At 41.8% G+C, this 23651-nt stretch carries 22 protein-coding genes and 1 tRNA gene; 16 read left to right on the top strand and 7 right to left on the bottom strand.

Annotation, left to right across the window (positions count from 1 at the left end; translation table 11 throughout):
* Nucleotides 1-23: 23 nt before the first annotated feature.
* The 11 genes from LPA49_RS17975 to LPA49_RS17925 all read left to right on the top strand — a co-directional run bounded on the left by LPA49_RS17975 (nucleotide 24) and on the right by LPA49_RS17925 (nucleotide 8951).
* Complete coding sequence (locus LPA49_RS17975) at nucleotides 24-833, top strand: sulfite exporter TauE/SafE family protein (protein ID WP_230237400.1); 810 nt, start codon at nucleotides 24-26, stop codon at nucleotides 831-833.
* A 14-nt stretch (nucleotides 834-847) separates the two neighbouring features.
* Nucleotides 848-1651, top strand: coding sequence for a prolipoprotein diacylglyceryl transferase (gene lgt, locus LPA49_RS17970; protein WP_036970400.1), 804 nt, complete (start codon nucleotides 848-850; stop codon nucleotides 1649-1651).
* 13 nt (nucleotides 1652-1664) lie between these two features.
* The gene (locus LPA49_RS17965) at nucleotides 1665-2516 is read left to right on the top strand and encodes a thymidylate synthase (RefSeq protein WP_036970397.1); all 852 of its coding nucleotides are present in this window, start codon (nucleotides 1665-1667) and stop codon (nucleotides 2514-2516) included.
* 26 nt (nucleotides 2517-2542) lie between these two features.
* A complete protein-coding gene (galU, locus tag LPA49_RS17960; protein ID WP_065978397.1) occupies nucleotides 2543-3424 on the top strand; it encodes a UTP--glucose-1-phosphate uridylyltransferase GalU in 882 nt (293 codons plus the stop codon).
* A 465-nt stretch (nucleotides 3425-3889) separates the two neighbouring features.
* Nucleotides 3890-4474: an SPOR domain-containing protein gene (locus LPA49_RS17955; RefSeq protein ID WP_230237398.1), complete on the top strand. Its 585-nt coding sequence runs from the start codon at nucleotides 3890-3892 to the stop codon at nucleotides 4472-4474.
* Nucleotides 4475-4549: 75 nt separating this feature from the next.
* Nucleotides 4550-5140 (top strand): hypothetical protein, encoded by a 591-nt coding sequence (locus LPA49_RS17950; protein ID WP_199524536.1) that lies wholly within the window; start codon nucleotides 4550-4552, stop codon nucleotides 5138-5140.
* A gap of 67 nt (nucleotides 5141-5207) precedes the next feature.
* Nucleotides 5208-5801, top strand: a complete 594-nt coding sequence (locus LPA49_RS17945) for a FlgO family outer membrane protein (RefSeq protein ID WP_036970392.1) — start codon at nucleotides 5208-5210, stop codon at nucleotides 5799-5801.
* A 14-nt stretch (nucleotides 5802-5815) separates the two neighbouring features.
* The gene (locus LPA49_RS17940) at nucleotides 5816-6493 is read left to right on the top strand and encodes a FlgO family outer membrane protein (protein WP_230237396.1); all 678 of its coding nucleotides are present in this window, start codon (nucleotides 5816-5818) and stop codon (nucleotides 6491-6493) included.
* An 8-nt stretch (nucleotides 6494-6501) separates the two neighbouring features.
* Nucleotides 6502-7167 carry a FlgO family outer membrane protein gene (locus tag LPA49_RS17935; protein ID WP_230237394.1) on the top strand — a complete coding sequence of 222 codons (666 nt, stop codon included), beginning with the start codon at nucleotides 6502-6504 and terminating at the stop codon, nucleotides 7165-7167.
* Nucleotides 7168-7299: 132 nt separating this feature from the next.
* Nucleotides 7300-7374 (top strand) — tRNA-Arg (locus LPA49_RS17930).
* A 947-nt stretch (nucleotides 7375-8321) separates the two neighbouring features.
* Nucleotides 8322-8951, top strand: a complete 630-nt coding sequence (locus LPA49_RS17925; RefSeq protein WP_051501811.1) for an HNH endonuclease — start codon at nucleotides 8322-8324, stop codon at nucleotides 8949-8951.
* A 219-nt stretch (nucleotides 8952-9170) separates the two neighbouring features.
* Here the strand turns inward: LPA49_RS17925 and LPA49_RS17920 are convergent, their stop codons facing one another.
* Nucleotides 9171-10235, bottom strand: a complete 1065-nt coding sequence (locus LPA49_RS17920) for a zinc-binding dehydrogenase (protein WP_065978391.1) — start codon at nucleotides 10233-10235, stop codon at nucleotides 9171-9173.
* Nucleotides 10236-10372: 137 nt separating this feature from the next.
* Here LPA49_RS17920 and LPA49_RS17915 point away from each other — a divergent pair, with 137 nt between their 5' ends.
* Nucleotides 10373-11380, top strand: coding sequence for an AraC family transcriptional regulator (locus LPA49_RS17915; RefSeq protein WP_065978390.1), 1008 nt, complete (start codon nucleotides 10373-10375; stop codon nucleotides 11378-11380).
* A gap of 34 nt (nucleotides 11381-11414) precedes the next feature.
* Here LPA49_RS17915 and nhaD read toward each other — a convergent pair whose 3' ends face one another.
* Both nhaD and LPA49_RS17905 read right to left on the bottom strand, forming a co-directional pair.
* Nucleotides 11415-12848 (bottom strand): sodium:proton antiporter NhaD, encoded by a 1434-nt coding sequence (nhaD, locus tag LPA49_RS17910; RefSeq protein ID WP_036970244.1) that lies wholly within the window; start codon nucleotides 12846-12848, stop codon nucleotides 11415-11417.
* A 318-nt stretch (nucleotides 12849-13166) separates the two neighbouring features.
* Nucleotides 13167-13895 carry a glutathione peroxidase gene (locus LPA49_RS17905; RefSeq protein WP_230237392.1) on the bottom strand — a complete coding sequence of 243 codons (729 nt, stop codon included), beginning with the start codon at nucleotides 13893-13895 and terminating at the stop codon, nucleotides 13167-13169.
* A gap of 130 nt (nucleotides 13896-14025) precedes the next feature.
* Here LPA49_RS17905 and LPA49_RS17900 point away from each other — a divergent pair, with 130 nt between their 5' ends.
* Nucleotides 14026-14925 (top strand): LysR substrate-binding domain-containing protein, encoded by a 900-nt coding sequence (locus LPA49_RS17900; protein WP_036971689.1) that lies wholly within the window; start codon nucleotides 14026-14028, stop codon nucleotides 14923-14925.
* Here the strand turns inward: LPA49_RS17900 and LPA49_RS17895 are convergent.
* The gene (locus LPA49_RS17895) at nucleotides 14908-16098 is read right to left on the bottom strand and encodes a flagella assembly protein FlgT (RefSeq protein WP_036970238.1); all 1191 of its coding nucleotides are present in this window, start codon (nucleotides 16096-16098) and stop codon (nucleotides 14908-14910) included. The two genes, LPA49_RS17900 and LPA49_RS17895, sit on opposite strands and share 18 nt — an antisense overlap.
* Nucleotides 16099-16210: 112 nt before the next feature.
* Here LPA49_RS17895 and LPA49_RS17890 point away from each other — a divergent pair, with 112 nt between their 5' ends.
* The 3 genes from LPA49_RS17890 (at nucleotide 16211) to LPA49_RS17880 (ending at nucleotide 19458) form a co-directional block, all read left to right on the top strand.
* Nucleotides 16211-16669 (top strand): LPP20 family lipoprotein, encoded by a 459-nt coding sequence (locus LPA49_RS17890; protein ID WP_036970235.1) that lies wholly within the window; start codon nucleotides 16211-16213, stop codon nucleotides 16667-16669.
* Nucleotides 16670-16789: 120 nt separating this feature from the next.
* On the top strand, nucleotides 16790-17497 hold the full coding sequence (locus tag LPA49_RS17885; RefSeq protein WP_083422949.1) for a transglutaminase-like cysteine peptidase: 708 nt from the start codon (nucleotides 16790-16792) through the stop codon (nucleotides 17495-17497).
* Complete coding sequence (locus tag LPA49_RS17880; RefSeq protein ID WP_118844079.1) at nucleotides 17491-19458, top strand: LapD/MoxY N-terminal periplasmic domain-containing protein; 1968 nt, start codon at nucleotides 17491-17493, stop codon at nucleotides 19456-19458. The genes LPA49_RS17885 and LPA49_RS17880 overlap by 7 nt, the downstream gene beginning before the upstream one ends.
* Here the strand turns inward: LPA49_RS17880 and LPA49_RS17875 are convergent.
* The 3 genes from LPA49_RS17875 to LPA49_RS17865 are packed head-to-tail and all read right to left on the bottom strand — an operon-like array spanning nucleotide 19455 to nucleotide 23633.
* Nucleotides 19455-20042 (bottom strand): response regulator transcription factor, encoded by a 588-nt coding sequence (locus LPA49_RS17875; protein WP_036970232.1) that lies wholly within the window; start codon nucleotides 20040-20042, stop codon nucleotides 19455-19457. The two genes, LPA49_RS17880 and LPA49_RS17875, sit on opposite strands and share 4 nt — an antisense overlap.
* Nucleotides 20043-20076: 34 nt before the next feature.
* Entirely contained in the window at nucleotides 20077-21498 is a 1422-nt protein-coding gene (locus LPA49_RS17870) for an HlyD family type I secretion periplasmic adaptor subunit (protein WP_199524938.1), read from the bottom strand.
* Nucleotides 21495-23633: a type I secretion system permease/ATPase gene (locus LPA49_RS17865; RefSeq protein WP_230237390.1), complete on the bottom strand. Its 2139-nt coding sequence runs from the start codon at nucleotides 23631-23633 to the stop codon at nucleotides 21495-21497. Before LPA49_RS17865 ends, LPA49_RS17870 begins: the two co-directional genes overlap by 4 nt.
* Nucleotides 23634-23651: the final 18 nt, after the last annotated feature.

Raw genomic sequence — 23651 nt, 5'->3', positions numbered from 1 at the left:
CAAACTGAATATATGAGTGTGCTATGCATGACGTAATACTTTTAATGGTGTACTGCGCTATTTTAGGCAGTGTAGTAGGGTTTTTAGCCGGTCTGCTTGGCATTGGTGGTGGCTTAATTATTGTGCCTGTACTGAGCGCCATGTTGGTATCATTTAATGTTGCTGACTCAAGCCATGTATTAGTTATTGCCATAGCCACCTCACTTGCTTCCATTATTTTTACGTCTACCTCTTCAGCGTTGGCTCATCATCGTAATGCTAATGTGCCGTGGGAAATTGCTCCTTGGGTCATGACCGGTGTAGGTATTGGTGCGCTCGTGAGTGGCTTTGCGGCGAGCTTTATTCCTGAGCAGTTATTACGTTTAGTTTTTGCCACGAGTGTGGTGTTTATCGCGTTACGCATGGTGTTATCTACACGTACCAAGGCTGCAAGTGAAAAACCATTGCCCTCAGGTCCCGTAATTGGCTTTTTATGTGCAATAATGGGGGCGTTATCAGGACTGATTGGTATTGGTGGCGGTGCACTTATTGTGCCTTTGCTGCATTATTTCTCTGTCGATATTAAAAAGGCCATTGGTTGTGCCGCAGCATGTGGTATTGTCATTGCGCTGTTTGGCTCGGTTGGTTATGTGTCTGCAGGTTGGCAAGTAACCACCTTTAGTGATGGTTTTGCCGGATTTGTTTATTTACCCGCATTAGTCGGCATCGTTGTCACGTCGTCATTAATTGCTCCTTATGGTGCAAAAGCGACGCATTATTTACCTGTGGCAACAATAAAAAAAGTATTCGCGCTATTACTTGTCATAATTGCGCTTAAAATGGTGTTTAGTTAAAGGTTTTTATTTTTATGGCTCTTCAATTTCCAGAGATAGATCCGGTTATTTTTTCGGTAGGACCGCTCAGCGTACGTTGGTACGGTTTAATGTATTTAATTGGCTTTGCTTTAGCTATGTGGCTGGCAAACCGTCAAGCTGCAAAACCTAATTCTGGGTGGACGAAAGAGCAAGTAAGCGACTTATTATTTTACGGTATGCTCGGGGTAATACTCGGTGGGCGTATTGGCTATGTGTTGTTTTATCAGTTTAGTTATTTTATTGAAAACCCGTTTTATTTATTCAGAATAGACCAAGGTGGCATGTCATTTCATGGCGGCACACTGGGGGTTATTACCGCAATTATGGTCTTTGCTTGGACACGTAAAAAATCATTGTTAGAGGTCGGCGATTTTGTGGTGCCATTAGTGCCATTGGGCCTACTAGCCGGCCGCATAGGTAACTTTATTAATGGTGAGTTATGGGGACGCGTAACCGATGTACCTTGGGCGTTTATTTTCCCTACCGGTGGGCCAGAACCACGCCATCCGTCACAACTATACGAAGCATTTTTAGAAGGCTTGGTGCTATTTTTAATTTTGCAATGGTTCATTAAAAAGCCACGCCCAGCAGGGAGTGTCGCCGGTTTATTTTTATTAGGCTATGGCGTATTTAGATTTGTTGTTGAGTATTTCCGTGAGCCAGACGCGCATTTAGGTTTATTTGCAGGTGTGATCTCAATGGGCCAAATACTCTCGCTGCCGATGGTATTTGGGGGCCTTGGTTTGTTAATATGGGCCTACATGAAGCCGCAACGACGCGTTGCAAGCAAAGCATAATAAGAGCAAGTCAATGAAACAGTATTTAGATTTATGTCAACGCATTGTTGATGAAGGCGTGTGGGTCGAAAATAAGCGTACAGGCACCAAATGTTTAACCGTTATTAATGCTGACCTTGAGTACGATGTAGCAAACAATAAGTTTCCGCTTATAACAACACGTAAAAGCTTTTATAAAGCAGCCATTGCAGAGTTGTTAGGCTACCTTCGTGGTTACGACAGTGCGGCACAGTTTCGTGATATCGGTTGCATGACATGGAATGCCAACGCGAACGAAAATAAAGCTTGGCTCGAAAACCCGCATCGACGTGGTGAAGATGATATGGGCCGTGTGTACGGCGTACAAGGCCGTAGCTGGCAGCGCCCAGATGGTACACACCTTGATCAACTTAAAAAGGTAATTACTAACTTATCTAACGGCATTGATGACCGAGGTGAAATTGTCACGTTTTATAATCCGGGCGAGTTTGAACTAGGTTGTTTACGTCCGTGTATGCATACGCACACTTTTTCATTACTGGGTGATACTCTATACTTAACCTCGTATCAACGTAGTTGTGATGTGCCACTGGGTTTGAATTTTAATCAAATTCAATGTTTTGTGTTATTAGCGTTGGTTGCACAAATCACCGGACACAAGCCCGGAAAGGCGTATCATAAAATAGCAAATGCACATATTTACGAAAATCAGTTAGAGTTAATGCGTGATGTACAGCTTAAGCGTGAGCCATTTGCATCACCTACACTTAAAATAAATCCAAATATTAAATCACTTGAAGACATTGAAACTTGGGTCACAAAAGACGATTTTGAAGTAGAAGGTTATCAGTGTCACGATGCAATTAAGTATCCGTTTTCAGTGTAAAAAGAAAAAAGTTTAAGGAGAAATCAATGAAAGCAGTGATCCCAGTTGCTGGTCTTGGCACGCGTATGTTGCCTGCAACAAAAGCGATTCCAAAGGAAATGTTACCTATCGTTGACCGCCCTTTGATTCAATATGTGGTTAATGAGGCGATTTCAGCGGGAATTAAAGAAATCGTATTAGTGACGCATTCAAGTAAGAATTCTATTGAAAACCACTTTGATACGAGCTTTGAGTTAGAAGCAACATTAGAAAAGCGTGTTAAACGTCAACTACTTGCAGAAGTACAGTCTATTTGTCCTAAAGATGTCACGATTATTCAAGTACGCCAAGGTGAAGCGAAGGGGTTAGGCCACGCAATTAACTGTGCTGCGCCAATCATTGGTAATGAACCGTTTGTGGTTATTTTACCCGATGTGATTATTGACGATGTGGCGAGCGATCTAAAAAAAGACAACCTTGCAGAGATGATTGGACGCTTTGAAAGTACTGGTCAAAGCCAAATTATGGTTGAGCCTGTGCCACTTAACGAAGTTGATAAGTTTGGTGTGGTTGACCTAGGTGATGCGAAAATTAAACAAGGTGAAAGTGCCGCTATTTTAAATATGGTTGAAAAGCCGCCAATTGATCAAGCGCCTTCAAACCTCGCCGTGGTTGGTCGTTATGTATTAAGTAAAAACATTTGGCCACTTCTTGCAAAAACCCCAGCAGGGGCAGGCGATGAAATTCAGTTAACAGACGCGATTGCAATGTTAATGGAAAAAGAAACCGTTGATGCCTACTCAATGAAAGGGAAAAGCCATGACTGTGGTAGCAAAATAGGCTATTTAAAAGCGATTGTTGAGTTTTCATTACGACGCGATGAATTTAAAGATGAGCTCACCGACTTCATAAAAACGCTGGTTAAATAATCAATTCTATTTGATTAGTTAAAAATGATGTAAAAAAAGTGCCTATATGGCACTTTTTTGTTATTTACATGTCATCCACAATTGTCGATTATTACCTAATTAAGGACTTTTCTGATATACCTTTGTATTAGCAGATTGCTAAGATAGTTATTACAGAAAAGTGCTTAGTTACCCACTGTAGAATAGCTAATTAAGCTATACTCATAAAAATACCTATAATGAAACGGATTTTTACTGCTTTAGGTTGTCGTATATGAAAACTTAAGCTGAGGGTGCTACTAAGTTTTTATTGCAGTTAGTAGAAGCACTGTACTGAAAATATAATAATAAAAAAGCAATTTGTTAGTGTTTTCTTGTTTAATATCTAAACGATATTTCAGGCTTTTTACAGGCAGGTAAGTACTAACAAACGGTCTTCTCAGATTAAGAAGCAAATATATAATGGTACGTTTAAGAATCCTGCTTATGAAATATTGCTTAAAACCGTTGCGTTACAGCGCGTGCCTAATGGTGCTGTTTGTTGTATCGGGTTGTAGTCACCATTCATTACCTACCACATTATTTAATTTTTTGTCGTTTAGTCATCTATTTCAGTCAATGAATGTTCAGGCCAATGAGCAAAGCCTATTAGCAAACGTGCAATCGCTGCCTGAGCTAGGCACAGAGAGCGCAGATGGCAAAGATAGCGCGTTACCTGCAGCTGGGCTGCCTACTATAGAAGAGCCAGATTCTATGGCTAAATCAGACGAGCGTAAGAGCAGCGAACAGGTTAAACCTGAATACAGTTTTGCATTACAGCTTGTTGCAGTAAATTCAGAAAAAAACTTAGCTATTACATTTAAAAAAATGAAGGCCTTAGCCCCCGAGGTTTTTCAGGGCAAACCGCTATTAAATGTTGAAGTGGCTGATGTTAATCAAAACACCTATTACCGTTTAAAATTTGGTGGCTATAAATACCTTAAAAACGCAACCGCTGATTGTGAAGCCATTAAGCGTCAAGGGCTTGATTGTTGGGTAAGTAATTATACCGATAATCGCATTTACCTATAGCGTGCTGATATAAAGGCTAAAAGCTGGCATTTTATTTGCTGTGCTTAAGTTCTGTTTTTTTAGCTGATGATAAATATGTCAATTTCAACGTTGTTCAAACACTTATTAATTACTGCCAGTGTAAGTCTGTTGCCTGCATGTATGTTGCTGCAACAGCAACCAGAGCCGCTATATACAGAGAAACAAATACAGCAATTTGCGGCTCAATATCAATCACAGCAGCAAAGTATTGCCCGTTTAACCGAAATGGAAAATGATTTACGCATTATGACGGCCGAACTCAATAGTAAGCCAGACGTGCAAATGCTCTCTAAAGCATCTGAGAGTGATCAAACTCATTCCGATAACGCGTCAATAACTTACAATGATGCCGTAGCGCGAAATGCTCAGGCGCCTGCTGGGGCTCAGCTTGGAGTGTATTTAGACCCGAGCCAAATTAAGCGCCAAGTGTTAATAATGAAAAAACAGTATCCCGGTGCATTTGATAAACTAGAGTTTGTATTTTTAGAACGCCCCACAAAATCACAAACACGGTATGCACTGCGTGTTGGCCCGTTTGCCAACTACAACGAAGCAACCGTGTTTTGTTACCTTGCTAAACAGCTTCAACAGCACTGTTTAACCGCGCCTTTCTTAGGCGAACCACTCGACTTATCACGTCGCTAAAACGATTTATACTAAGTAGGCACAGTTATTGCTTTTAATTAACCATGTTCGATATGGGATGGCAATTATGCGTCTACTAGTGTCATTAATATTTTTAAGCTTAGCGGGTTGTAAGCTCTCTGAAGAGCCAAAACCAGTGGTAAGTACAGCAGCACCAAAAGCCGTTATGGCGCCTTATACGGTACACCAGTATGTGGCTGATTTAAGTTCGCAATTAAGCCGAATTCAAGGGGCTTTTAAAAGTAATGCACGCATTGCTGTAACCAGCTTTTACTTGGCTGATGCACTTGATTCGGGCCTTGCAGAAGGTCAGGGGGCAGGGCTTAGTCAACAAATTCAAGAAAGCTTAATGACGCAATTTGCTCAGCTTGGTTACCATACCATTGAGTACCGATTAGAAAATAATTTAAATTTACAATCATCTGCCGATAGTATGTTAAGCAGAAATACAAAAAATTTGCGCCAACGTCAGAATATTGACTTTGTGATCACCGGCACCTTAACGCGGCAACAACATGCCTATATTGTTAATGCCCGTTTAGTGGATGCAGCCGATCAGCGGATCGTGTCTGCAGCCAGTACCGAGATCCCCATTAATGTAATGTGGGGAAGTGAAAAAGTTCAGCAGCGCGGTGGCATGATCTACCGCAGTGAATACTAATTAGGAGTCCACTCATGAGACGTTTACTACTCAGCTTATGTTTACCATTAGGGTTCGGCTGCGCACAAATGATGTCACCCTCACAAACGATAGACACCAAAGAGTCACAGCTTACCCGCAGTGAGCGCGCGGTTGCCGCACCACAAACAAATGTGTCGGTTTATCAAAGTAGTCAGGCCGTTAAAAATAACACCACCTTTACTGCAGCCCCTACGCGCAAAAATATAAATCATTATGTACGTGGATTAATGCAAGACATGGCACAAAATCTTCAATACGTTAGTGATAAAACACCCCTTGCCGTATCGAGTTTCATCTTTTTAGATGATCAATACAACACATCGAGCTTACTAGGTAATCAAATTGCCGAAAGCTTCATGCACGAACTGCATACGTTTGGTGTGCCTGTTGTTGATTTTAAAACCACAGACTACATTCGTGTAACCCCAAGCGGTGATTTTGTGTTTAGCCGTGATTATTTAGAGTTGAGTCAAGATCAAAACTTTAATTACGTACTTGCAGGCACGTTAGTAAACCACCAAGGTGGTGTGTTGGTAAATGCACGTATTATTGGGCTTGCCAGCAAAGCCGTGGTTGGCTCGGCACAAGGCTTTATTCCGCAGTCAGTGGTTGATGCTCTTGATAGTAGCAACCGTACCGACGGTATTATGCTTAAACAAGCGAGTGAGTGAGGTAAGCTATGAGCAAGTTTAAACTTGTTGCATTAACCGCCGCTATGACACTCAGTTTATCTGGGTGTGAGTTACTTAGCCAAGCGCCTGAGCCAAGCAACCAGACTGCGAGCAACGCACCAACTAACTATGATATAAACACCATGATGCTACTTGCTCAGCAGCAAAATGAATCAGAGTTACAAACCAATAGTCGCCAATTTAAGCCTTATCAGCATTATAAAACGTTAGGTAATTACGTTGAACAAATGGCGCTTGATATAGCCGACACCATGCAACAAGAGTCCGAGCTTGGCATAGCCGTGACCTCGTTTGTCGATTTAAATGAAAGTCTACAACAAAGTAACCAACTTGGTAATCAAGTGGCAGAAACCTTGTATCATCAACTGCAAAAATTTGGCTACGGTGTTATTGATTTTAAGACGCGCGATAGTGTGGTTATTGATGAAACAGGTGATTTTGTTTTTTCACGCGATATCAACGAATTAACCAAGCGCCGAATTGCAAGTCATGTGCTAGCGGGCACCTTAATTTATCGCCCCAGTGGCGTTGAAGTGAATGCCCGCGTGATCAACTTAACCACCAAGCAAGTTGTCGCCACCTCAAACAAAGTAATCCCGTACTTTGTGCTGCAAAATGAGTCGATACAGTCGGCAACAGCCCAGCTAAACTAACAAAAATTAATACCAACCGGCTAAAACCGTAGTCGGTTGGTATAATCTCTTGATTACCAAAGCCTTAGCCCGTTATAATTTTACGAGTTGCATACTGCTAGTGACCGTCACTAGAAAACCCAGCGCAAACGTGGCCTCTTAGTTAAATGGATATAACGGCCCCCTCCTAAGGGGCAGTTACAGGTTCGATTCCTGTAGGGGCTACCAATAATTCCTGTAAGTTTTAGTACCTATTTATTAACCTAAATATCAGAAAATCTTCTTATTCATCATCATAGTGTTCTTATTTAAGGGAATTCTGCTACTCGTAACAGTAGAAGATAAAGTGTTTTGTCACTTAAATATGATCGTTATAGTTACTTACATGACAATATGGTAGGTAAATGACTTAGTATTAACTTAAGGAAACAGCTGCAAGTCGAATTGAAAATTGATGGACAATATTATAAATACATTTTTAATACTCAGTTTTCTTTAGTATTTTGGTCAAAAATTTGAAATTATTTTTGGGATTGACCTGTTAACGTAGCTTGCTTCGGCTGTACTATAATTGCGCTCACGTCTTGAGTAAATAGCTTTTAGCTTCTCATTGAGTCGCTTTTATTATTGTACAAGGATAGTCCAGCAAGAGGCAGTTCTCAGTCTATGTGCTTACACAGTAGTGAGATTCAACCTAAACCAAAGAGGGGGCTCTATCATTACTTGACAGATGCCGTTTCCTTATAGTCTTCAAGTTCCGTTTGATAAATTGAAACGTTGCTGATGTTTCACATAAAGTTTGTATAATTCTAGTTAAGAATTAGCTCTGGTTAAGTTAACTTGAACATGAATACGAACGGGTTGTTTATACTCATAGTGAATGGCAGAGTAAAAGAATAAATACAGACAAAGATTGTCGCATTTATTTTTATCTCAATTTCAACTGCCAAACCTATTTATTAGTAGGCCAAAAAGTCTTAGAGAGCAGACATGTTCACCGATTTTGAACACCACTCAAACAACTCTTTTTCAAGAAAGTTTAGTACGATATGTTCATTTTTAGTGTAAATATTTATTTATAATCAAGGTGAACTTTCGAAAGCGGATTAGTGAATTGAAAGAATAAACACGAGTAAGCGTTTTATATTGAATTATTTCATATCTAAGGAGTGTATATGTGGTATTTGAAAGTTTCGCAGAGGGAATATGTAATTTCTGCAATTAGAGAATATGACAAGTTAGGTAGAACCAAATTTTTAGAAAAATATGACTTTTCCAAAGCTAAGGAATATTTCTTAGTTTATAAAGGACAACTTTATGATTGCAAACCTCTTGTTTATGGTGCGTATGTATTGCAGTTTGGTGAAAAATTGAAAACTCGACGTTCACAAGGTGTTCAAAAAACAATAATGCCGCATTTGGAAAGTCTGGGTTTCACTGTAATTAAAGCTGGCTCCTCATTCACAGATATTGTTGATGATCTCAAAGAAAGGGTTGAAGATTCAGAGAATAGAGAGCGTGCCGAACGATTAGAGCGCCTAAAGTCTGCATCTCGCAAACCTAGTGTTCTGACAGTAAAACAAAAGATTTATATAAGGAATGCAGATGTCATTGCAGAGCAGTTATTTATGGCTAAAGGAAAATGCCAATCTTGTAAAAAAACAGCTCCTTTCGTTAGAGCCTCAAATGGGACTCCTTATCTTGAAGTACATCATGTTATCCCGTTATCCCAAGGAGGTGATGATACGCTTGAGAATACCATTGCATTATGTCCAAACTGTCATCGACAGCAGCATTTCGGATAAGAAGTGACAGGTTGCTTGAATGGCAAGAGTTTCAGGGGAAGATCATAATAGGACTTTAGCTATTTAAAGTGATTGAGTTAGGTTTTTCTAACTGCCATGGGTAAAAGCGGGTAACAAAGGTTTTTACTTATCGGTTTTTTAGAATATCTGTTTGCTGGTTTTAGGGGCTACCAAGTTGCATATCAACCCGAATAACCCCCGTTTTAGTCATTGTAATGACTAATCTGTTACTTTTTCTAATGCACCTGTGCGCCATGGTTCGATGATAATTTTAATGTGGTCGTTTGGTTTAAATAAGGTGTCGAATGCGCCTTGTACACCGTCGATGCCGACTTTGCCGGTGCGCATTTTTTGCCACGCTATTTTGCCTGAGGCAATATTCTCAAGTGATTGCGCGAACTCTTCAGGTTGATAGTAATAAGAGAAAATAAGGTCGAGCTCTTTTACGGTTGCATACGCAAAGTTCACTTCGAGTGGTGCGGTATGAATGCCTGTTACAATAATTTTTGCTTTGGCTGGCGCACGCAAAATATAGTCGTTTAGTAGGCGGCTTACACCTGCACATTCAAAAATTACTACCTTGTGATCGCCTGCGAGTGTGGCCGCTGTTGTGACTTCGTCATCGGTCATGGGGTTTACGTAGTGTGTTGCACCAAACTCAAGGGCGATTTGTTTTTTACTCTCTTGCGGGTCAGAGGCAACAATATGTTTTACGCCTTGCAGTTTTAGAGCGGCAATAGCGGCAAGACCAATAGGTCCGCAACCTACGACAACGGCGACATCATCTTTATTCATGTTTGCGCGATTAACGGCATGCAAGCCCACAGCAAGAGGCTCGGTAATGGCGGCGGCTTCTGACGGCACGCCATCAGGAATAGGTAATAATAGCGCTTCATCAACAATAAAGTACTCTGAATAAGCACCATATATACCGGGTGTTACTCCAACTCCAGCACCGCCTGCCGACATTAAAATAGGCACCGATGTTACGCGTGTGCCCGCAGCAAGCTCGCCTTTTGTATCTGGACCATAGCTAACAATCTCAGCGGCATATTCGTGGCCGAGTAATACTTCTTGATCGTTCCCTGCGCTTTTATCCATGATGCCAAGGTTCTTATAAATATCAAATACATCGCTCGTATGGCGAGTAATATGAATGTCTGATCCGCAAATTCCACACGCAAGACTTTTTACAAGTACTTGTCCAGGCCCAGGTGTTGGAATGGCTATTTGTTTTACATGTAGTTGGCCATTTTGCATAGCGACCGAATTCATTTGGCTCATATGTGTATCCTCAATTGAACGGGAAAGGTTTTCACCTTGTGTGCTATCTACACTAAGTAAACTGGCAGGGTATATCTTGACTTTTTACGACAAAAACATGATAAATTGCGACATAACAAAGCAATAAGAGCATTAACATGGACTATTGTGTACGTGCAGGTTCGTTAGCTGGGTATCAAGAGTTGGTGAATGAGCTGGGTGAAAACCCTATTAGCTTATTAAAACAAGCGGGTTTTTTACCTAGCCACTTGCGTGACGCTGATAACATGATTGTATACGAAAAAGTATCGCACTTATTAGAGCTAACGGCGCTGCAGCTGGCCGACCCTTTATTTGGTTTTAAGTTGGGATTACGCCAAGGGATCCGCGCGTTAGGATTAATTGGCGCACATATGGCGCAGCAAGAAAATATTGCGACAGCCCTGAGTATTGCACGTAAATATTCATTTATGCATGTGCAAGGCGCGCAGTTAGCGCTAACACATTTGACGGCAAAACAATGCGAGCTGCAAATAAGTTTAGTGATAAACGAGTTAAGCCGCAGCACACAAGTCGTGCAATTAAGCATTGCGCTTATTTACCGTATTTTACGTGATATGGCGGGGGCTGATTTTGAGCTTCAGTGTATTTGTTTACAGCAAGCCATTAGCCACGAACAGCAAAAAATACTCCGTAAGATGTTTCAATGTGAAGTTGTGCCACAGGCTCAAAATAATGCCTTATTGTTTTCGTCGCATATTTTGATGAAAAAACCAATTCGTCCAGATAATTTAATTACCGACATTATTAATCAGCAATTTCAACTAAATAGTGCATCTGTAGTGCTACCTATTAGCGATTTAGTTAAGCACAGCATTACAATGTTATTACCGACAGGTGAATGCAATAAAGACAGCGTGGCTTTAAACCTTGGTATGCACCCTAAAAAGTTAGAGCGATCGCTCAAAGAAGCCGGAACAAGCTTTCGGGAAGTGTTAAATGAAACACGAAAATCAATTACGTTACGTACCCTCGAAATGAGTAATATGTCGATGACCACCTTGGCATTGAACCTTGGTTATGCAGAATTCTCGGTTTTTAGTCGCAGTTTTAAAAATTGGTTCGGGCTGTCGCCTCGTGCTTTTAAAAGGCAAATAAAGAAGTAAGCCCTCGGCGCTTTACCGAGGGCGTATTACTGAGTTAGTTAAAATAACCTGTATTAAGGTATAAATGTGTGACCACCCCTGCAAAATAGCCGAGCAAAATAACCGGTGTCCATTTTAAATGGCTATTAAAGGTGTATATACCACGCGCTTGCCCCATAAGAGCCACACCCGCAGCCGAACCAATTGACAATAGACTGCCGCCAATGCCAGCGGTGAGGGTAATTAATAGCCATTGACCATGAGACATATCTGGCATCATTTGCAGTACTGCAAACATCACAGGAATGTTATCTACCACAGCCGACATTAAACCTAAGATTATATTTGCACCTGTTGCTGACCAGTTGTTATAAAGCAAATCAGACAATAAGCTTAAGTATCCGATAAACCCTAAACCACCCACACAAATTACAATGCCATAGAAGAACAGTAGGGTATCCCATTCTGCGCGAGATACGCGGCTAAATACATCAAATGGCACCACATTTCCTAAGCGCTCTAAACGTTGTTTATCACCTTCACGCTCTGCCATAGCACGTTTTCTTGCCAGTGAACCCGGTAGGGTTACACGTAAGAAATAACCAAAGAATTGTAAGTAACCAAGCCCCATCATCATACCTACAACAGGGGGTAAACCAAACGCTGTTTTAAGTACCACAGCCGTAAGAATGGTAAGTAAAAATAGGCATAAAATACGGATAGCACCGCGTTTTAGTTCCACATCTTCATCGGCTGTTTGTGGGTGTTTATTGTTAATAAAGAAAGACATCACTAAAGCAGGAATAATATAGCTGACTAACGCGGGTAAAAATAAAACGAAGAACTCAGAAAAGGCAACAACATCAGCCTGCCAGACCATAAGTGTGGTTATGTCACCAAATGGGCTAAATGCACCGCCCGCATTGGCAGCAATAACAATATTAACGCACGACATAGCAATAAAGCGGTTATCATCGGTTGCTACTTTCATTACCACGGCACATAGCAGCAACGCGGTGGTTAAGTTATCTGCCACAGGCGAAATACAAAAAGCGAGTACGCCACTGATCCAAAATAATTGTTTATAACTAAAACCGCGTGCGACTAACCAGCTACGTAGGCCGTCAAATAGGCGGCGCTCTTCAAGCGCGTTAATGTACGTCATCGCGACCAGTAAAAAGAGCATTAACTCAGAGAACTCAAGCAACGCATGACGAAATGCATTGGTGCTTAAGTCCGACATGTTTTGGGCGCTGTATTGCCACGCAATTAAGGTCCAAATAATACCGGCAGCGACAAGAACCGGTTTTGATTTTCGTAAATGGATTTTTTCTTCAAGAATAACGAGTACATAGGCAAAAATAAAAATAGCGACACAGATAATGCCGACGGGGTGGTTAAGTAGGTCAATAGCGGCTGTTGTTTCAGCGTAAGCTTGGCTACTGAATCCTACCAAGGAGAGCAGGAGTCCTAGTATCAGTTTGTTCATTGTGTGTTCCATTTAGTCATATTTAGAGTCGACGGTATTTACTGTGTGAAGCGGTGGCTATTTTAGATTTTTTTTGTACTTTTTGTAACAAAGAAGTAATAAAAATGTAGGTATATCCAATATAAATATGAGTAATGTTTAGGTATGAAGGCGCTAAAAATAGCAGGGGAAAAGTTCGTAAGGTAAATAGGCCGCGATTTCTAATGGGCAGAATCGTTAAAGGTTTTATTTAAGGTTTATTCAGCGCGGTTTATAACGATTAAATAGCGTAAATACAAAAGGGCTACAAAGTAGCCCTTAAAGGAAGTTTTGCGTTGCTTATGCAAAATGTTTTTCTAAGTCGTCTGAGCCGCCAATGTGCTGACCACCAATAAATACTTGTGGTACAGTTTCACGACCAGACAAGGCTTTTAAGCTAGTAAGTGACGCATGTTGCCCCAATACAATTTCTTCGTACACAAGGCCTTTGCTGTCTAGCAATGCTTTTGCTTTTATACAAAATGGGCAATTAGGTTTAGTAATAATGCTCACAGGCTCTGGTTTAACTTGCGCTGGGTTGATGTAATCAAGCATGGTATCAGCATCAGAGACTTCAAATGGGTCACCTGGCTTTTGTGGCTCAATAAACATTTTTTCAATCACGCCATCTTTAACAAGCATTGAATAGCGCCAGCTACGTTTACCAAAACCTAAGTCGTTTTTATCTACTAACATACCCATGCCGTCAGTAAATTCGCCATTACCATCTGGAAGCAGGGTAATATTTTGTGCTTCTTGGTTTTGTGCCCATGCGTTCATTACAAATGTATCGTTTACCGAAATACATACGATGTCATCTACCCCATTTTTCTTAAATACGGCTGCAAGCTCGTTATAGCGAGGCAAGTGAGTTGATGAGCAAGTGGGTGTAAACGCACCTGGTAAGGCAAATAACACCACGGTTTTACCTTTAAAAATGTCGTCAGTGGTGATTGACTGCCATTGCTCACCTACACGTGTTGCAAATGTAACGTTTGGTACTTTTTGATCTTCGATATTGTTTAACATTGTTTTTAATTCCTCTTGATTTGTTGAGTACTATTGTGACGGTTTGCTCTTAATAGTTCCAATCGTTTGTTTGTATTGATACGATAGGTAATACCAATCAGTAATAATGCTTAATCATTTTGAGACGGATATGAATTTAAAAGACTTTGAATATGTTAAAGCCGTTGCCCAATTTCAGCACTTTCGTAAAGCGGCCGATGCATGTTATGTCAGCCAGCCTACGTTAAGTGGGCAAATAAAAAAGCTTGAAGAAGCGCTTGGCGTGACTATTTTTGACCGCTCAACCAAGCACGTTACTATAACAGCGCAAGGGCAGCGGCTAGTTGACCAAATTATTGTAATACTTGAGCAAACTCAAGTGTTAAAAGAACTGGCCGCGAGTTCACATGACCCCCTTCAAGGTAAAGTTAATGTGGGTATTATTCCTACCATAGCGCCTTATTTATTACCTACTTTGCTGACCTCAATGAAGCATGCATTCGCTAAAACGCAGTTTTCGTTTATAGAAATGCAAACAGCACAAATATTAAGCGCCCTCGACAAGGGCGAAATAGACATTGCGATTGTCGCTGATGTGCCAGACTTAGAGAGTTATCACAAATCGGCTTTGTACAAAGAAGACTTTTTACTTGCGGTATCTGAACAGCACGCGCTGGCAAGCCATAATGAGGTTGCATTAAAACAGTTAAATGGCGGCGAGTTACTGATGCTTAATGAAGGGCACTGTTTTAAAGAGCAAGCTGAGCAGTTTTGCTTTTCGGCAGGGGTTGAAGTGTCTAATCAATATAAAGGAAACAGTTTAGAAACCTTGCTTGCGCTGGTGGCAATGGATGATGGCGTGACCTTTGTGCCAAAATTGGCGTGTTCACCTAGAGCGGGTATTAACTATGTGTCTATTGCGCCTAATCAGCAGCGTCAAATTGTGATTGCAACTCGAAAACATTACCCACATATCGCTGGGGTAGAGCAATTAGCCGCATGGCTAAATGCTCATAAGGGCTTACACGAACGCTTACTCAGCGCCCGCTAGTTCTATAATGTCGTTAATTTGAATCGCGGGCAAAGGTTGTTTATCGATACTGGTAGCAACCGCTGACTGCTGATACAGCTGTGTTACTTTCACTTGGTTTAAAGTGGTAATTTTGTGTGGCAGCTTATTTCCTTGTGCATCTGTAATGTAGTTGTGATGCGCAATATTTAAAATTTGGCCTTGTTGCAGGCCATGAGCTTTGCCCAAGTTAATAATGAGCGTGTCGTTTTCAATATGTAAGATCTTGCCTTGAGTGGGCAAACACGCCATGGCTGCTTGCAAGTCGTAGGTCAGAGTTTGGTTTACATCACTGATTGCACGGCCATAATCGGTTGCCCAAAATCTATCGCTGTAAACATCGATGATATCGGTTTTTTTGTACGGCCAGACCCCTTCTGCTTGATAGCTTTTCTCCCACAGTTTTTCATAGGTTGTGCCATCAAATAAAACATAATCGACTTTGTAAGCACGTTTAAAGCTGTCGTCCTGCCAAAATGCATAGTCGTTGTTGAGCTTTTGATTAACCGACAGGTCGCGAATACGGCTAAGCAACACGTATTGCGAATTACTGCGACTGGTTATTTCTTCAAGTAGGGCATTACTGTAATCGTATTGTTGGGTAAAAAAGTGATCAACCCTAAGAGGCACGTTGTAATAGGCTGTTGGCTTGGCTGCCATTTGCGTATTACTTAAACTGGCATACAGTTGCTCACTGATCGCTTTATTAACGTCAAAAATTTGGCCCATTCTTGCCTGTTCACGATTTACTAATTGGCTTTGTGTAACCGCGATAAACTTAGTGTATTGATTTGCAGGGCATTCTTCGGCTTGAGGGAATATATCTAAGCGAAGTGTAATGGCATAGGTGTCGTTATGACGGTCTTCGCTGATTAACTCTATTTTTTGGATCTCGCCATGACTGCTGATCTTCAACTGATCTTGTGTCAAAACCCCGTCAACAAGGGTTTGAACAGACGTTACACGGGCTCCTGAAAACACCAATGCTTGGGTGATCGCATCTTTAATGGCGGCTGATTTTGCCTGACTCGTGTCGCCATTTTTCACTACGGCATGCCCTGTAGACTCAAACCATTGAGCTAAGCTATTGTTTGAAAACACAATTGTGAAGGCTAATCCGATACCTTGTAAACTGGCTATAATTTTACGTTTCATGCTGACACCTAGCACCGATAACTATTGATTAGCCTAAACGAGCAAGGAATGTACCAGAAGTGGCATTAAACGTGCATATTTGTGACAAATGAGTTTTAAGCGGAAGCAAATTATGCGAGCACTTCTATTTATTGGGCTTGTTACCTGCGCAGCATTAACGGGCTGTAGCAGTATTTTTGATAAGCATGTTGAGTATACTTACATTGAACCAGATGACTACCCAATACTAAAAGCGGTGGGTTACGCGCCTATTAGTGCGCAGCCAGGCGGCAGTGAATCGCAACGAGCGCTGCTTGCAATTAAAGCCTCTAAGCTTGAAGCCTACCGAGAGCTGGCTGAGCAAGTTTATGGGCAAAAAATTTCCGCCGGCACCACGGTGCAAAATAGTGTTGCACACAACGATCAATTGCAAAGCCAAGTGCAAGGGGTGATCAAAGGCGCTCAGGTGATCAAAAGCTACGCTGTAGGCGATACGTATGCAACCGAATTACAGCTAGATATGAAACGCGTTCACGACCTATATATTGGTGAAATTAAGCCGCGTGAAGTAAAAAAAGTGACTTATTATTAACCGTTAAATTCTCATAGTTGCAGCTTGGGTGCTATGCTTTTAAGACTGTCGGTTTTAATAAAAGCATACTGGTGATAACACGTTACTTAAACCAAGCTGTTCTGTTCTTTGGCATGGCCTATGCTCAGTAAAGGCATTGTGAGTGCATGCCGCTTTGCTTGGCGCTATCGCTTTTTTTCGATCCTCTTTTTTTTGGTTTTATGCTTAACAAGCGTCGCGCTTGCTGAGCGTTTGGTGATTGAGTTTTCAACCTTTATCCAACAAATGCAACAGCGTTATGGTGCTAACCGAGTGACTGTCGCCAGACAGTGGCAGGGCATGCTGCAACATGCTGCAGGCTTACCCGAGCAGCAGCAAATTTTAGTTGTGAATGACTTTTTTGCCCGCACACTTCGTTATCAAACTGATATAGAACTTTGGAAGCAAAACGACTATTGGGCGACCCCTCTCGAGACCATGGGCAAAGGGTTGGGGGATTGTGAAGATTATGCGATTGCCAAGTATGTGAGTTTACGTGCGCTGGGTATCAGTGACGACAAACTTAGGCTTATTTATGTTAAAGCCCAACTCCCCGGTACTCGGCAAACCCAAGCGCATATGGTGCTCGGTTATTTTACTCAGCCTAATGCCCAACCCCTTATTTTAGACAGTTTGATTGTTAAGGTGCTGCCTGCAGCCAAACGCACCGATCTTAGTCCCGTTTTTAGTTTTAATAGTAAAGGCCTTTGGGCAAATAATTCGACGCAAAGTGTGGCAGATCCAACCGCGAGACTATCGCGTTGGCGTCATATTTTAGAGCAAACGCGTAAAGAAGGAGTTAAATGGTGAGCGTATTTAAAGTGTTAAAACGCAAAAGAAATAAAACCATTACCTTAAAACAGGAATTGTGGATTGCCATTTTAACGGTGATCATTATTGGTTTTGTAAGTAGTTTGCTGATTAGTACCAGCTCGGCGAAAGAATACTTTACCACTGAGCTTAGAATGAAAAATGTCGATAATGCTAACTCGTTGGCATTAATGCTGAGTCAAATGAATAAAGATCCGGTGGAAATAGAGTTACTTATTTCGGCTACTTTTGATACCGGGTACTACCATCGTATTGAGCTCAAAGATCCCCAAGGCGACACCATAATAAAACGCATTTACCGTGGTGAGTTAACTCTAAATGCACCCCGTTGGTTTCGTCATTTATATTCGCTAAATGTGGCGCCGGGCATTGCGCAAGTCAGCGATGGCTGGCAGCAATTTGGTACGTTATATGTCGAAAGCCACAGCGAATATACGCAAGATGCACTGTGGCAGAGCGCCGTACATTTATTTTATAGCTTTTTAGCGGTTGCGGTGTCTGCATGTATTGCTGGTGCTTATTTCTTATCAAAAATATTAAGCCCATTGAGCGATGTAATGAAACAAGCGGTGGCGCTGGGTGAAAAGCGCTTTATTAAATCAAAAGTGCCAAGAACCTACGAGTTTGCCAAGCTTGTTACGTCAATGAACCAATTATCATCTCGCTTTAGTCGCACAGTCAAAGAAGACCGCCGACGCCTAGAAGAAATGCGCTTTAAAAGTCAGCACGACGATTTAACGGGGCTTGCTAATCGTGAGTATTTTAATGCAACGCTCGATACCTTTTTACAAAACTCACAATCACACGGTGCTTTATTTCTGTTTAGAGTGATTAATCTTGATGCATTATCTGACCAAGTGGGACGGGTTGAAATGGTGTCATTTTTACGCCGTTTTTCAGAGTCGTTAGTGGTGTTTTTAGAATCAAATGAAGACAGTTTTCGTGAGAGCCAAATTGCACGTATGTCGCATGTCGATTTTTTAGTGTTATTTAGTGATGTCAGCGAGCTAAAAACACTCAGCGATAATGTGCTAAATATACACAAACAGTTAGTGGCAGAGTTTGCTCAAGTGGAGCTTGGGGTGTCTCATAGTTGTAGCCTTATTAAAGCCGATGATACTCGAGGAGAGTTACTAACACGCGTTGATCAGCTATTAAAAATTGCTATTGCCCAGCCAGGATGTAATGCATGCATTAACGACAATGTGCCGGTCCATCAAGAACATATTGATGCCGACCAATGGCGCACAACAATCGAAACTGCACTTAAAGAGAATCAACTTGAAATTGCCTTATACCCGGTCAGTAGTTTTAGTGGCTCGTTACTCCAGCAGCAAATTTCATTGAGTTTACTGTTAAACGGTGAAAAATATCGCTTTGGATTTTACTACCAATGGGCACATCGCTTGCACTTATTAGCAAGGCTTGATTGGAGTTTAATGAAACTGATGATCCTTGAATATGGTGATAGTGAGGATGAATCAATACTTGCCATAGAGCTGAGCGCCGATACTTTGCGAGATGACATGGCTGTGGCCTCTATTTTAACAGGGCTTTCTGCTTACCCGAATTTAGCTAAACGCTTATGTTTTGAGGTAAGAGCGGGTTTTGCAGTGAAAGAGTTTAGTTTGTTTAGAAGCTTTTGTTCGCAAGTACACTGTATTGGCGCCAAAGTTGCGCTTAAAAGAGTGGGGGCTGAGTTTACTAAGCTCACTAAAATACAAGAACTTGGCCTTGAGATGATTAAAATTGACACGGTTTATTGCCACAATATTAGTTTTAGTGAAGACAACCAAACGTTCTTACGTGGCGTATGCTCTTTAGCTCATTCTTTAGGTATTAAAGTGGTTGCAGAGGGAGTTAAAAACCCGAGTGACCAAGCCATACTGCACAGTTTAGGATTTGATGGCTTAGTCGCAATTGAGGAACGTGTTGGTTAATGGCCTTTTACGGCCAACATTAATTGCATACGATCGCGTACTTTTAATTTATTAAAAATAGAGCTCATATGCTCTTTTACAGTCCGCTCTGTAATATGTAAGGTTTGCGCAACCTGTTTATTGGTTGCGCCAGTGACAACGTGATCAACAACTTGTTTTTCACGTTTAGTTAAACAGCTCAAATCGCATTGATGTTGGTAGCTAATAGGTTGGTTTGACAAAACACCGACCAGATTCGACAGTAACTGCCCCGGTAACCAAATACCGCCTGAACACACGGTTTCTGCTACTTGCTCGATAATCACCTTACTCGCAAATGCCTCTATGTAACCACGTGCACCAAGTTGAAGTGCTTGACACAGTTGGGCTATATCAAGTTGTGTGGTCATTACGATAACGGGTATGCGTTGGGCGCTGTACTTCTCAACGAGAGACGGCCACTCAGGTCCATCGGCTAACAACCAAATTAATGTGTCTGCAATTAATTGCTTGGGCGACGAGGTATGAACGGCACAATCTGGAAACGCACTTTGCCAATGAGGCGATTGCAATTTATCTTGTGTAATAAAAATACTGCGGCGCATGAATACTCCGTAAAAATGCTGTAATTATCTCGTCTTACCTTTCGGTCATCGCTAAAGACGTTGCACGTAAAATGGGTTTGAAAAGGTATTCTAGTACGGTTTTTTTGCCGGTTATTATATCTACCTGAGTGGTCATGCCCGGAATAATGGTCAGGTTTTCTGAAAAATGATTACGGTTCGTTTTTAACTGCACAATGTAAAACGTATTATCTCTTTCATCGGTGACGGTATCAGCACTGATATGTGTTACTTCGGCTTCTAAGCCGCCATAAATAGCAAAGTCATAGGCACTGAATTTGATCATCGCAGTTTGGCCTGGACGTAAAAAAGCGATGTCTTTCGGTAAAATTTTTGCTTCGACAACGAGCTGATCATCAAGTGGAATAATTTCAAGAGCATCACTGCCCGGTTGTAAAATGCCCCCGACGGTATTAACCAGTAAACGTTGAACCGTGCCATTCACGGGGGAGCGAATTTCGGTTTGTGTTACTTTGTCGGCAAGCCCTGATTCGGTTTCTTTTACAGCATCAAGACGAAGCAAAGCTTCTGATAACTCGTTGCTCCAGCGGTTGATCATGGCAAGCTCAACTTCGGTCACTTTGTTTTTAGCTTCGTTAATGGCTGACATGGTGCGGTTTATGGCGGCTTTGGTTCTGTTTATTTCGCCTGTGTGCTCTACTATTTGGCGCTCTAGGCGAATAATATCAATATCAGAAACAGCACCAGAGCGTAATAATGGGCGTGTGACAGACAACTCACGATTGGCCAAACTTAACGAGTTAGTGTGTTGCTGAAGTGCTGCTTTTGCTTCGGCATAATCTTGACGGCGTTGCTCTAATTGCCGCTTGTGTATAGTAACTTGCTGTTCGAGTTCTTGATTACTGCTCTCAAACATGGCTTGTTCATGGGCGATTGCCTCAGGGGCTTTTTCTATAATTTCTGGATCAAACGCGAGAGGTCTTTTTTGGGTTAACGCTTTAAGGCGCTCTACCTTTGCTGTTAACGACAGTATTTTTGCTTGGTTTTCTCTAAATGAAGAAATAAAGCGTGTTGGATCTATCTTTATTAATACATCGCCTTCGTTAACTATTTGGCCTTCTCTGACATAGATTTGCTCAATCATGCCGCCATCATAAGACTGCACGACCTGTAGTTTATGCGACGGGATAACGCGTCCTTCGCCCCGTGCTACTTCGTCGAGGTGCGCAAATGCGGCCCACATAATTAAGGCTAACAGGCTGAAACAAATAATATAAAGCAGTACTTTGGCGCTAGCAGGTTGCTGCTGCATTTTTTCCCATTGAGCATCTACTACCCAGTCTTGACTGGTTGGGGGTGATAACCAACCTGAAAATAACTTTGAAAAGAGCGAAGGGCGTTTTGTTTTTTGTTTTTCAAGTGCTTTGTTTAAGCGCTCAAACGAGCGCTGTTCAATAGGTAGGTTATTATCGCTCATGATACTTTTCCTACTGTTTGATGATTTAACGCTGATAACACTTGAGATTTCGGACCATCGGCAACCACTTTACCGTTATCGATCACAATGACACGGTCGACCAGTTCGAGTAACGAGGTTCTGTGAGTTACAACGATTAAGGTTTTTTCTTGGCAACTGCGTTTGATGTTATTAATGATCTTAGTTTCGCTGTTGTGATCAAGCGCCGAAGTTGGTTCATCCATCAACAGTATTGGCGGGTTATTTAACAGTGCTCGGGCAATACCAACTGCCTGACGTTGACCCCCAGAGAGTAATCGGCCTTGCTCACCAACTTGCATGTCGAACCCATCGGGGTGAGAGTTTATAAGTTCAAATAACTGACTTTGCTGGCATGCCGAAAGTATTTGCTCATCTTTAGCGTGCCACGCACTGAGGGTGATGTTGTCTTTTAACGAACCAAAAAATAATGAAATGGTTTGGGGCACATACCCAATGTTGTGCCTAAGCTCCGCGGGGTCGATTTGGTGGATGTCGTTATTATCAATTGAAATAGTGCCCGCTGTTGGTTCATACAAGCCTAAAATTAGTTTTTCTATGGTGCTTTTCCCTGAGCCATTGCGCCCTAAAATAGCCACTTTTTCACCAGCTTTTATTTTAAAGCTAACCCCACTGAGCGCTTCGTTGCTTTCATCGGTATATTTAAAGCGTACGTCGTTAAATTCTATGTCGCCAAGCAACACTGGATGACTTAACCAATGTTTGCCTGTGGGGCGCTCAACGTCTTTTTCCATAATTTCATTTAACGAGTGCATTGCAATAGCGGCATGATGAAATTGCGCGAGCACAGCCGCAGATTGACTAATAGGAGCCATAGTACGTGACGACAATAAGTAGGCGGCAATTAGCCCCCCTTGGGTTAAATCACCTTCGATAATTAGGTGTACACCTACTAACATAATCACCACACCAACACACTGCTGAACCCACGAGCCAGCATTGGCTATAGAAGATGATATTAAGCGACTTTGGGCATTGACTCGGGCTATAAAAATCGTTGATTTTTCCCAGTTTGACTGGGTTTTACATTCACTGTGAAAGCTTTTGACATCTTCAATGTTTGTTAAGCTTTCAACCAAAACAGCATTGCGCATAGAGCTTGCTTTCATGGTTTGTTCTGACAGGCTCTCGAGTTTTCGATGGGCGGCCAGCGCGTAACTCATTAATAGCAGTGCCCCAACGATAATAGGTAAACTTAATTCAACGCCAATAATCGCGATGACTGTGAGGTAAAGCAGTACGAAAGGTAAATCGACAAGGGCAATTAAAGTAATGGAGCTAAAAAAGCTGCGCACTGCCTCAAATGATTGAATATTACTGGCAAACGAGCCTGCTGACGCAGGACGGTTTTTTAACTTCATACCCAACACGCGTTCCATGATCACTGCCGACACTTTGACATCAATACGACTGGCTGCCAGCTCTACAAAATAACTGCGCACGAGTCTGAGAATAAAGTCTGCGGTAAGGGCAATTAGTACGCCTGTGGCAAGCACCCATAACGTTTCAGTGGCATGGTTAGGCACAACGCGGTCATAAACATTCATGACAAACAATGGTATTGCAATGGAAAGAATGCCCAAAGCAATGGCAGAAATAATGACATCTTTGTATAAGCTTCGACACTCTTTAATGACACCCCAAAACCAGCCGTCTTTCGACAGTTTTTGCAGTACGGGGGAGCGCGCATCAAAGGCAAACTCGGGTTGTGCATAAATGATCATCGATGTACTGGTTTTATAAAGCTCTTCAAGGCTTAATGTCACAGCAGAGTCTGGCATCTCGGGGTAGATCACTTCGACTTTATCATTTTGAGTGTCGAGTTTTGTAATGACGCAAGCCTCATTCCCTTGCAAAATTAATACGGCGGGTAACAAAGCAACGTTTAAGTCGCAAAGTGCTTTGCGCACAACCTTGGTTTTAAAACCAATACGTTTTGCTGCTCGCGAGAAACCCGATGGCGTTAATAAGCCATCCTCAAGGGGAAGCCCACTAAGCAGTGTTTCACGAGAAAACTCTCGATCATGATAGCGGCATAAAATTTCTAGGCAGTCTACAAGACTGCCGCCGTGGTCGAGTACATCGTTCTCTTGCATAAAATGTCCATTATTAAT

It is taken from the genome of Pseudoalteromonas sp. MB41, from assembly GCF_020966275.1.
GTDB classification, from domain to species: domain Bacteria; phylum Pseudomonadota; class Gammaproteobacteria; order Enterobacterales; family Alteromonadaceae; genus Pseudoalteromonas; species Pseudoalteromonas lipolytica.
The sequence above is the reverse complement of the archived record's forward strand: the minus strand, read 5'-3'. Positions and strand labels throughout refer to the sequence as shown.

What these genes read in the sequence shown, in the direction of transcription:
- LPA49_RS17940 (WP_230237396.1), top strand. Translation starts at nt 5,816, where the DNA reads ATGAGACGTTTACTACTCAGCTTATGTTTACCATTAGGGTTCGGCTGC.
- LPA49_RS17890 (WP_036970235.1), top strand. Translation starts at nt 16,211, where the DNA reads ATGCGAGCACTTCTATTTATTGGGCTTGTTACCTGCGCAGCATTAACG.
- LPA49_RS17880 (WP_118844079.1), top strand. Translation starts at nt 17,491, where the DNA reads ATGGTGAGCGTATTTAAAGTGTTAAAACGCAAAAGAAATAAAACCATT.
- LPA49_RS17950 (WP_199524536.1), top strand. Translation starts at nt 4,550, where the DNA reads ATGTCAATTTCAACGTTGTTCAAACACTTATTAATTACTGCCAGTGTA.
- LPA49_RS17865 (WP_230237390.1), bottom strand. Translation starts at nt 23,633, where the DNA reads ATGCAAGAGAACGATGTACTCGACCACGGCGGCAGTCTTGTAGACTGC.
- nhaD (WP_036970244.1), bottom strand. Translation starts at nt 12,848, where the DNA reads ATGAACAAACTGATACTAGGACTCCTGCTCTCCTTGGTAGGATTCAGT.
- galU (WP_065978397.1), top strand. Translation starts at nt 2,543, where the DNA reads ATGAAAGCAGTGATCCCAGTTGCTGGTCTTGGCACGCGTATGTTGCCT.
- LPA49_RS17955 (WP_230237398.1), top strand. Translation starts at nt 3,890, where the DNA reads ATGAAATATTGCTTAAAACCGTTGCGTTACAGCGCGTGCCTAATGGTG.
- lgt (WP_036970400.1), top strand. Translation starts at nt 848, where the DNA reads ATGGCTCTTCAATTTCCAGAGATAGATCCGGTTATTTTTTCGGTAGGA.
- LPA49_RS17895 (WP_036970238.1), bottom strand. Translation starts at nt 16,098, where the DNA reads ATGAAACGTAAAATTATAGCCAGTTTACAAGGTATCGGATTAGCCTTC.
- LPA49_RS17875 (WP_036970232.1), bottom strand. Translation starts at nt 20,042, where the DNA reads ATGCGCCGCAGTATTTTTATTACACAAGATAAATTGCAATCGCCTCAT.
- LPA49_RS17920 (WP_065978391.1), bottom strand. Translation starts at nt 10,235, where the DNA reads ATGAGCCAAATGAATTCGGTCGCTATGCAAAATGGCCAACTACATGTA.
- LPA49_RS17870 (WP_199524938.1), bottom strand. Translation starts at nt 21,498, where the DNA reads ATGAGCGATAATAACCTACCTATTGAACAGCGCTCGTTTGAGCGCTTA.
- LPA49_RS17935 (WP_230237394.1), top strand. Translation starts at nt 6,502, where the DNA reads ATGAGCAAGTTTAAACTTGTTGCATTAACCGCCGCTATGACACTCAGT.
- LPA49_RS17925 (WP_051501811.1), top strand. Translation starts at nt 8,322, where the DNA reads ATGTGGTATTTGAAAGTTTCGCAGAGGGAATATGTAATTTCTGCAATT.
- LPA49_RS17975 (WP_230237400.1), top strand. Translation starts at nt 24, where the DNA reads ATGCATGACGTAATACTTTTAATGGTGTACTGCGCTATTTTAGGCAGT.
- LPA49_RS17915 (WP_065978390.1), top strand. Translation starts at nt 10,373, where the DNA reads ATGGACTATTGTGTACGTGCAGGTTCGTTAGCTGGGTATCAAGAGTTG.
- LPA49_RS17945 (WP_036970392.1), top strand. Translation starts at nt 5,208, where the DNA reads ATGCGTCTACTAGTGTCATTAATATTTTTAAGCTTAGCGGGTTGTAAG.
- LPA49_RS17885 (WP_083422949.1), top strand. Translation starts at nt 16,790, where the DNA reads ATGCTCAGTAAAGGCATTGTGAGTGCATGCCGCTTTGCTTGGCGCTAT.
- LPA49_RS17905 (WP_230237392.1), bottom strand. Translation starts at nt 13,895, where the DNA reads ATGTTAAACAATATCGAAGATCAAAAAGTACCAAACGTTACATTTGCA.
- LPA49_RS17965 (WP_036970397.1), top strand. Translation starts at nt 1,665, where the DNA reads ATGAAACAGTATTTAGATTTATGTCAACGCATTGTTGATGAAGGCGTG.
- LPA49_RS17900 (WP_036971689.1), top strand. Translation starts at nt 14,026, where the DNA reads ATGAATTTAAAAGACTTTGAATATGTTAAAGCCGTTGCCCAATTTCAG.